General features: G+C 42.7%; 6 protein-coding genes. 2 read left to right on the top strand and 4 right to left on the bottom strand.

Annotation, left to right across the window (positions count from 1 at the left end; translation table 11 throughout):
• Positions 1-315: hypothetical protein (locus AACS98_RS16475; RefSeq protein WP_232317163.1), on the top strand; the 315-nt coding region annotated here is incomplete at its 5' end.
• Positions 316-341: 26 nt separating this feature from the next.
• On the opposite strand, the gene AACS98_RS16470 is transcribed toward AACS98_RS16475, so the two are convergent.
• Positions 342-1,412, bottom strand: a complete 1,071-nt coding sequence (locus AACS98_RS16470) for a tetratricopeptide repeat protein (RefSeq protein WP_066381788.1) — start codon at positions 1,410-1,412, stop codon at positions 342-344.
• Between the two features lie 31 nt (positions 1,413-1,443).
• The gene (locus AACS98_RS16465) at positions 1,444-2,151 is read right to left on the bottom strand and encodes a 16S rRNA (uracil(1498)-N(3))-methyltransferase (RefSeq protein ID WP_066381786.1); all 708 of its coding nucleotides are present in this window, start codon (positions 2,149-2,151) and stop codon (positions 1,444-1,446) included.
• Between the two features lie 142 nt (positions 2,152-2,293).
• On the opposite strand from AACS98_RS16465, the gene AACS98_RS16460 reads away from it, so the two are divergent.
• Positions 2,294-3,583 carry a sensor histidine kinase gene (locus tag AACS98_RS16460; RefSeq protein WP_066381784.1) on the top strand — a complete coding sequence of 430 codons (1,290 nt, stop codon included), beginning with the start codon at positions 2,294-2,296 and terminating at the stop codon, positions 3,581-3,583.
• A 119-nt stretch (positions 3,584-3,702) separates the two neighbouring features.
• On the opposite strand, the gene AACS98_RS16455 is transcribed toward AACS98_RS16460, so the two are convergent.
• Positions 3,703-5,265 (bottom strand): NAD(P)H-quinone oxidoreductase subunit N, encoded by a 1,563-nt coding sequence (locus tag AACS98_RS16455; RefSeq protein WP_066381782.1) that lies wholly within the window; start codon positions 5,263-5,265, stop codon positions 3,703-3,705.
• A gap of 313 nt (positions 5,266-5,578) precedes the next feature.
• Positions 5,579-7,789: ATP-dependent helicase (locus AACS98_RS16450; protein ID WP_066381780.1), on the bottom strand; the 2,211-nt coding region annotated here is incomplete at its 5' end.

The following is a 7,789-nucleotide window of genomic DNA, read 5'->3' as shown; positions in this document are numbered from 1 at the left end:
CCTACACCAGCCGCACCTAAGCCAGAAGCAACCCAGCCAGAAACAACCAACGGTACAAAAGCAACTGTAGCCGCAGAACCCGCTACAACACCTGCGAAACAAGCACCTGCGAAAAACGGCAAAGCTGAATCAGCACCCGCACCCGCACCCGCACCCGCACCCGCAGCGAGTACCAAAACCACTGCGCCCACTGAAACCACATTTGCACCCAAATATTTAGCACCATCAGCTTCTATTTCTAATGGTCGTCGTCGTCCCGGTGCTAATATGAGCAGTTATCTAGACATGGCTAGTCAAGTGAAAACTCCTGGCTAACAACTGTTCAAAATTTCAGTCAACTGTTAGCTGTCTTGCCTGAAAATCAATCCGCTATATAGATGAAATGCTGAGTCCCAATTAGTTTTATCCCGACGAAACAGACGGATGTGAGATGGGATGTTACTCAGCATTTCTGTTTGTTCTAGGACTGTTTCCGCAAAGGGTGTAAAGTCTGACCAAAGTTTAACTTGTGGTAAATGCTGTTGCATCCAGTCTAACAAGGCATTCCAATTAATTCTCATGGTATTTTGGCTAGCTAGGGGGCTGATTTCTACACCCTGCTGGAATTGATAGCTTTGATCAGATATTCTTAAAATACAGTTTCTCTGTGGTAAATGTAAATCACAGAATTGAGCATAGTCCTGGGTTTGGGTTTTGCGTTGTAGTTGGCGTTGGGCATTGACATCTACAACTTGTTCAAAAATCGGTAGTAAGCCTGTAACTCTTGCTGTCACTTCTAACCAATCAAATGTGAGAGAACCCGATTGATTGAACTGATTGCAGCAGATTACGGTAGGTTTTGGCTGAGATTCCTGAAAATACTGAACTTGAAAAACTTGTATTTGGTTAATCGCTGTTAAGGTTGTCCACAAGCAAGGAATTCCTGCTTGCTGTAGCTGCATACCATAAAATTTGAGTTCGCCGATTTTCCCAGTTCGGTAAAATTTCCAATTGCGGCTAGGAAGTACCAATCTAGCCGTGTAGGGGTCTAACTGCATAATTTGGGCGAATTTTGCTGCTAGTTGGGTTTTTTGTGCATTGCTCAGGGGTGCTAAAATTAGTATCCCTAATTCATTATTGTTTGGTTCGGCTGTGGCTTGAGCTATGGCTCGTTGTTTTTCTTCTCGCGCCATTTCTTGTAGTCGTTGCAAACCTTGCCGTGCTTGCCTGATAATCTTTTGATTGGTGGTATTTAAAAGTAGTTTGCGGTAGGTTTTTTCTGCTTCTGGGCGTTTGCCTGATACTTCTTGCAGTCTTGCTAGATAAAATTGCACCCAAGGATTATCCGGGGACTCTTTGAGTAGGTGTTGGAGTAATTTGGCGGCAGTTTGATAATCTTTCCGTTCCAAGGCGATCGCCACTTTTTCAATCATAAGATATTTTTCTCGGCTGGAGATAAATTATTTATACTTCACAAGCTGCGGTAATTAGGGATAATGCGACGATGGGGGCTGTGACTGCGCGTAAGATACGACGACCGAGGGAGACTGGTTGAAATCCAGATGCGATCGCCGCCTCAATTTCTGCTGTTGTCCAACCTCCTTCCGGCCCGGTTGCAATCACAATTTCCCCGGCAATCTCCGTCATTGCGTGGTTGAGATGCAGATACTCGCCTCGTGCTTCACAAATATAGCGGTGAGTGGCAGTGATATTAGTCACAGCATCACTAAAAGCCACAGGTTCTAAAATAGTAGGGACGAAAGCCCGTTCTGATTGTTCGGCGGCTTCGGTGGCAATGCGTCGCCAGCGTTCGAGTTTTTGGGGACTGGGATTTAGTAAAGTGCGATCGCTCAAAACTGGAGTAATACAGGCTACACCTAACTCTGTACAACTCCGCACCACCTCATCAAACCCGCTTGCTTTAGGTAAAGCAATCATTAAAGTAATGGCTACAGGTAACTCAGTTTCGACAGTTAGCGGTTCTAAAACCTGTGCTTGTTCTCCGGTAAGACAGGCTAACCACCACTTACCCCTACCATCCATAGCAATGAAATGCTCACCCTCACGTAAGCGTAACACCCGCCTTAAATAGTGTTGTTGCTCTGGAGTCAGCAAAATTTCGGCTTGCTGGATTTGAGTAGGTGCGATCGCAATTCGTTGTAGTTGAGCCATGCTAAACAGTTAAAAATTTCAAATTACAACATTTCATCTGATTTAAGCCCCAATTGAGGAATATTTACACAATTGGCTAGTCTGGATGTTCCTCTGGTTAATTTTCTGGGAAAAATAAATATAAAATTGAATTTCCATAAAAATGCTGCCGACATTAACACAAAATAACTTCATTTTAGTTGTAGATGATACTCTGACGAATCTAGAAATTATCTCCATCGCACTGACTGAGGAGGGTTTTGCAGTCGCCACAGCGATGAATGGGGAAACCGCGCTTGAGCAGATACAAACTCGATTACCAGATTTAATTTTATTAGATGTGATGATGCCAAGAATGGATGGCTTTGAGACTTGTAAAAAGTTAAAAAGCAATCCCATAACTCAAGATATTCCTGTCATCTTCATGACGGGAATTACAGATACAGAAAGTAAGGTGACTGGTTTAAGTTTAGGAGCAGTTGATTATATTACTAAACCTTTTCATAAAAAGGAAGTATTAGCGAGAATTAGAACACATCTACAACTGAGCATTTTAACTAAAAGTTTAGAACAGCAGGTAGTAGAACGCACAGCCGCATTAAATCAAGCATTGCGAGAATTACAAGAATTTCAAGTCCAGATTATACAACAAGAAAAAATGTCTGTTCTCGGTCAATTAGTGACAGGGTTGGCTCATGAAATTAATAATCCAGTTAGTTGTATTTATGGTAATTTAGGTCATACTTTTACATACTTTCAAAATTTGCTCAATTTGATTGACCTTTATCAACTAAACTATCCTGAGCCAGTCACAGAGATTAAAGAAGAAATTGCCGCAATGGATTTGGAATATGTGCGTTCTGATTTACCTAACTTAATTTCGGCAATGAAAGCAGGAATTCAACGCATTCGAGATATGAGCAAGAGTTTGCGAATTTTTTCTAGAGCCGATACCGAAAATAAAGTACAGTGTGATATTCATGAAGGGATAGATAGCACACTTTTAATTTTGAAACATCGGCTGAAAGGTTCTGAAAATTGTCCTCCTATTGAAGTTATCAAAAACTATGGAGATTTACCACCTATAGAATGCTTTCCCGGACAACTAAATCAGGTATTTATGAATATTTTAGCCAATGCGATTGATGCCTTAGAAGAGTCTAGTGAGCAATATATTTTAGATAATCATAAACAAATTTTTATTCAGACGATGCTAAGTGCAGATGAAAAGCAAGTTTTAATTACAATTAAAGATAATGGTGTAGGAATGCCTGAAGAAATTAAGCAAAGAATCTTTGACTATTTATTTACTACTAAAAAAGTGGGTAAAGGCACAGGCTTAGGGTTAGCGATCGCTCACCAAATCATTGTCCAGAAACATGGCGGAACACTGGAAGTAAAATCTGTTTTAGGAGAGGGTTCTGAGTTTGCGATCGCTATTCCCATTTGTTAGCACACATAGAAACATTTTTTGATTTTATTTGATTAATTAGCTGCAATTTTGTAATTTTTTAAAATAGAGAAAATGACTAATAGTTTTGCAACTATTAGCCAAGATAAAAATACAGCAGTCTACAAATCTTCTGATGTTTCAGTAGGAATAGCACTTACTTGAGTGCTGACAACTGCTGTGGTTTGTAAGATTCGGGTATGGGTGACAGAACTGTTTGCCAAAGTAAACAGAGGATTTGACAAAATTCCAGCGAGGGAGGTAGCAATTAAAGTGACTATCAACCCTACTTGTAAAGGTCTAAATCCTGGTAAATTCCAACGTACTTCAGGATAGTTTTTCACTACGTCGGACATTTCTTGGGGTTCTTTGACTACCATCATCTTAACTACACGAATGTAGTAATAGATGGAAACCACACTGGTAACTAGACCTAATAAGACTAACCAATAAAGACCAGCTTGCCAACCTGCCCAGAATAGGTAAATCTTCCCAAAGAATCCAGCCAGAGGCGGAATACCACCGAGGGACAACAGGGATATACTTAAACCAAGTGTGAGCAGTGGGTCTTTTTGATATAACCCAGAGTATTCGGCAATTTGGTCTGTTCCTGTCCGTAGGGAGAACAGAATGATGCAGGTAAAGCCGCACAGGTTCATGAATAGATATACCAGCAAATAGAAAATCATGCTGGAGTAACCTGCATCAGTCCCAGCAATCAAGCCAATCATCACAAACCCAGCTTGGGCGATGGATGAATAAGCTAACATTCGTTTCATGCTGGTTTGAGCCAGGGCGACAACGTTACCCAAAATCATGCTGAGGACAGCCAGGGCGGTGAAGACAAACTTCCACTCTTCAGCTACGAGGGGGAAGACTGTAGTTAGTAAACGGATAGCTAGGGCGAATCCGGCTGCTTTAGAACCAACGGATAAAAAGGCGATGACTGGGGTAGGTGCGCCTTCATAAACGTCTGGTGTCCATTGGTGGAAAGGTGCAGCAGAGATTTTAAAGCCAACACCTGCGATCACAAATACTAAAGCAATCACCAAACCCAAGGATTGACCAACATTAGCTTGAGCAATACCGTTGGCGATCGCACTCAGTTCTGTTTGACCACCAGACAGACCATACAGCAATGATACACCGTACAAAAATACTGCGGTGCTGGAAGCTCCAATCAGCAGATATTTTAACGCCGCTTCATTAGAACGGGGGTCACGCTTGGTATAACCTGTTAACAAATAAGAGGAAATACTCAGGGTTTCTAGGGAGATGAAAATCATCACTAATTCACTAGCCCCAGAGACAAACATTCCTCCGAGAGTAGCAGTCAACAAAATAGCGATGAATTCTGCTAAAGCAGTACCACTCTGCTCAACGTAGCGAATTGACATCAGTATAGTGACTACGGCAGATAGAGCAATGATACCGCGAAACACAATACTGAGGTCGTCGCCGTTAAAGCCACCGCTAAAAGAGATGGGATTAGTAGCATCCCATTGGAAACATAGGGCGACAGTCGCAGCTAGTAAACCTGCGATCGCTAGATATCCAATCCAGCGTGAAGATGTGCGCCCTAAAATCAAATCAACAATCAAAACCCCCATGAGGGTAACAATGACAATTCCCTCTGGTAAAATCGTTCCAGCATTTAACTGAGATGCAAGACTAGCAAAATCCATGATATATACAGGTTTTGGCGATTAGATATCAAGGCTAACTTTGATCATTCTATCTATTGTTTCTGACCAAAGTTGCATTTAACTGACTGTCTTTTGGTTGAAACCTCTTTTGAGTCAAAACTACTTCCTCAAAGCATAGTAGCTTTTTGTTACGTCACCTTACTAGCTATCACATTCAATTAACTTATCCTTAAAATAAGGGATTGGGGACTGGAAGGGACTGGCGACTGGCGCATCAAAGAAGTCAACAGTCAACAATCCCCATTTTGAATTTTGAATTTTGAATTTTGAATTTTGAATTGATTTGTCTCCCCTACACCCTCACCACACACTCCGAAAACTCCCGCTTCAAGGCGGCAAAAACCGGACAGGCTGCTTGTTCTTGTAAATTTTCGGGTTTACTCCAAGTGAAGGGGGCTTTTTGTGCCGCAGACATCCATAACAATTGTTTGGCTCTAGTCATGGCTACGTAGAGTAAACGGTACTCCTCGGCGGTTTTCAGGTGTTTGGCTTGTTCCCAAGCTGAGATGACTTCTGGTATGGTGTCTTCACCGTGGAGTGCAGCGCGAATCTGGGCGCGGGCAACTTCTGATAATGTAAAGTCACCCAAAAATTGACTATGGGGAGGAACCCAAAACCGACCAGGAATTAAGTTTTCATGGAGGAAGGGAAGAAAAACATAGTTCCAATCTAAGCCTTTGGCTTTGTGCATGGTGATAATTGTTAATTGACCTTCGCGGGTGTAACGCTTTTCTATATCCTCGGTTTCCACTGGTTCAAAGCGTTCAGAATTGACAATTTCACTTAACGCTGATAGCATCGCCCCCATTGAGTTATTACCAGCTATTTGCTTGTTGACTCGTTCTGAGAGTTTATCAGCAGTGGCGAGTTCGGCTTGGTCATAACTTAAGGTCAAAGCTAGGAAATAAATTAACTGATATGAAGGTAATTCTAACCGGGCGCGGAGTAAACTACGGCACAGATGAGAGGCTTTTTGAACTGGTTCAGGTTGGGGGGCGGCTAAGGGGCCGGGGTAGAGAAATTCTTCTGGTAGACTAGCTAGGGCGTTGAGGTCTTGGGTGGGAATTAATTGACGCTGTACTAATACTTCTAAGGTAGTTTTGAGGTAGTCGGGGGAATGGGGGCGATCGCAAAATTGCAGCAGTGATAAAATTTCTTGGGGTACATGAGAACGGCGATCGCTTTCTCCCACATCAAAGATTCTAATTTTATGCTCTTTAAACAGTGGTTCTAGTGCTTGAGCTAACCAGCGTCCCTGGCGATTTTCCCGTACTAATACGGCGGCACTTTTGCTAGAATCTGCTGTTAATAACTCTATTGCCCGTTCACCCAGTAATTCGACTGTGTGATGAATATCACGGGGTGTGTATAGTTCTAAACCTCTACCGACTGCGGGGGGGTTAACATTTGCTTGGTTAACAGGGTGGATAATTTGCAGACTAAAGGGACTAGGAAGATGGGGAGAGTTTTGATTTTTAGCCGCATAGAAGCTATTTACCCATTCCAGAGCAAAATTAGCGGCAGAAATAATCATACTGGTACTGCGACCAGCTTGATCCATAGTTGCTAGTCTGCCAGAGCGATCGCACTCTTGGCAAAACTCCCGGAAGTAAATCGGATCAGCCGGGGTAAACGTCGAGTTAATCGCTTGGTTGGGGTCGCCAACTCGGATCAGGTTGACTGGGGACTGGGGACTGGGGACTGGGGACTGGGTAAAAGTTCTTCTCCCCTGCTCCTCTGCTTCCTCCGCTCCCCTGCTCCTCTGCTCCAGAGCGTCACCACTGGCTAAAATTTCTAATAACTGCGTCTGTAATGGGCTTGAGTCTTGGGCTTCGTCTTCAAAGACGGCGAAAACTTGGTTTTGCTCAATGCGACGGGCTTGGTCGTTTTCTAAGACGCACAGAGCGGCTAAAATCATGTCATCATAATCGATGAAGTCGCGCGATCGCATCAAGTTTTCATATTCCTCATACAATCCCGCAGCTATAGTTAAAATTTCATAAGCGTCTGTAGTTTGTTGACTCCATTGCCGTAGTTTAGTAGGAGATATACCAGAACTTTTAGCTTCATGAATAACAGTAGTTGCTAAATCTGGTAAGACTTCTGTTCGTAGCACAGACTGACGGCGTAACTTTTCTGTTTCTTCACCATCAAATTGCAGTCCTTCTAATAACTGAGCATACAGTCTGGGGTGATTAGTAATCCATTGCTCTACAGCAGTGCGAATAAAGCGGTGGCTTTGGTTAGGTGTAATTAGGGTAACATTTTCTAAATCTAACCCGGATAAATCAGGATGACGGCTAGCAATATTTAACGCTAAACCATGCAGGGTATAAACAGCGAAACCCGTTTGAGGTAAAGATAATTGCTTGAGGTATTCGCGGATTTTGAGTTTAATATTAGCAGCCGCCGAACGTGTAAAAGTTACTACTACTAACTGACGACGAGAAGATAAACGCGACTGACTAGCATTTTGATATTGTCGGGCAATTGCGATCGCTGC

The organism is Anabaena sp. CA = ATCC 33047 (assembly GCF_963870205.1).
Taxonomy (GTDB): Bacteria; Cyanobacteriota; Cyanobacteriia; order Cyanobacteriales; family Nostocaceae; genus Trichormus.
Note: the sequence above shows the minus strand (reverse complement) of the source record. Positions and strands in the feature narration are given on the sequence as shown.

What these genes read in the sequence shown, in the direction of transcription:
- AACS98_RS16470 (WP_066381788.1), bottom strand. Translation starts at nt 1,412, where the DNA reads ATGATTGAAAAAGTGGCGATCGCCTTGGAACGGAAAGATTATCAAACT.
- AACS98_RS16465 (WP_066381786.1), bottom strand. Translation starts at nt 2,151, where the DNA reads ATGGCTCAACTACAACGAATTGCGATCGCACCTACTCAAATCCAGCAA.
- AACS98_RS16460 (WP_066381784.1), top strand. Translation starts at nt 2,294, where the DNA reads ATGCTGCCGACATTAACACAAAATAACTTCATTTTAGTTGTAGATGAT.
- AACS98_RS16455 (WP_066381782.1), bottom strand. Translation starts at nt 5,265, where the DNA reads ATGGATTTTGCTAGTCTTGCATCTCAGTTAAATGCTGGAACGATTTTA.